We start from the raw sequence: 1,173 nt of genomic DNA on the forward strand, positions 1-1,173 counted from the left end.
GAAAGCCAGGCACAGTAAAAAGCAGGGCCCTTTAAGCTTAAAGCCGGAGGTAACCTGGTGACGCAGATCGATAAACTTTTGGCCCTCGTGCAGGCGCCTGTGGAAATTAAACCGCACCTTCATTTCTTTTACCGCAAAGAGGAGATAGAGTTAATCGTAAGCCTGGAGCGCAAAAAGCTGCCCGTTAATGAAATTGCCGGTTGCATGCAGATCTCTGTGGAGGAAGCGGCCGACCTTTTGGAGAGCTCTTACCGGCGCTTTTTAATCGATAAAGAGATAAAAGAGGAGCGCGTTCTTTATGGAGCCGGTGATTTTTATGATCGCCTTGGTTACTGCGCCATGTTTGAAAATTATCACCTGTTGCCTAGAAAACTGCGGCGCTTTCTGCATGCGTGGTGCTACGGGGAATATCTAAAAAGACATAATTATTTTAAAACGGTATTAAACGGGGAGCCTGCTTATGACCACTGCCACAACGATCTAGTACTGCTTCTTGAGGAGCTCGAAGAGATGATTGAGGCGGCCCCGGTAATCAGGCTGCTGCCCTGCGACTGCAAGATGATCGCCGATAAATGCGGGCATTCGAGGGAAGTGTGCCTCTGGTTTTCGCCGGACATGATCGCTGAGCGGACCCGCGGCCGGGAATTGGGCCGGGAACTGACCAGGGACGCCGCGCTGGAGCTGGCCCGCAGCTGGGACCGCGAGGGCCTTATCCATACCGGCGGCCCCTTTGATTGGCGCGAGAAAGGCCCTGGAGTCGTATGCAACTGCTGCGCCTGCTGCTGCTTTCCCTTGCGGGCGGCACAGGAACTGGGCACCAGGGGGAAATGGCCTTATTCAAGATATGTGGCCCGGCACGATCCCGCTTTGTGCCGCCACTGCGGGCTTTGCACCGGGCGGTGCCAGTTTAAAGCATTTACCATGGAAAAGGCCGCGGCATCAACAGGCTCCAGGGAAAAAAGGAAGGTGCTTTTTAAACCCGAGCTCTGCTGGGGCTGCGGGCTTTGCGCTCAGACCTGCCCCGAAAAAGCGATTACCATGGTCCCGATTCCGGACCGGGTGGACCAGAAAAGGTGGAAAAATGGCGCTTGCTGATTTAACAGGAGATTTGCTGTGGCTGGACCTGTCCAGGCGGGAGGTTGTCCGCCGGCCCTGTCCCGAAGAGATCCTGCG

The 1,173-nt window shown here is 55.1% G+C and carries 1 protein-coding gene; it reads left to right on the plus strand.

Features of this window, described 5'->3' with window-relative positions:
• Positions 1 to 57 precede the first annotated feature (57 nt).
• The gene (locus ACE4YL_RS06260; protein ID WP_461369382.1) at positions 58 to 1,095 is read left to right on the plus strand and encodes an ATP-binding protein; all 1,038 of its coding nucleotides are present in this window, start codon (positions 58 to 60) and stop codon (positions 1,093 to 1,095) included.
• Positions 1,096 to 1,173: the final 78 nt, after the last annotated feature.

The sequence above is a fragment of the Candidatus Darwinibacter acetoxidans genome (assembly GCF_041936445.1).
GTDB lineage: Bacteria > Bacillota > Limnochordia > Darwinibacteriales > Darwinibacteriaceae > DTU010.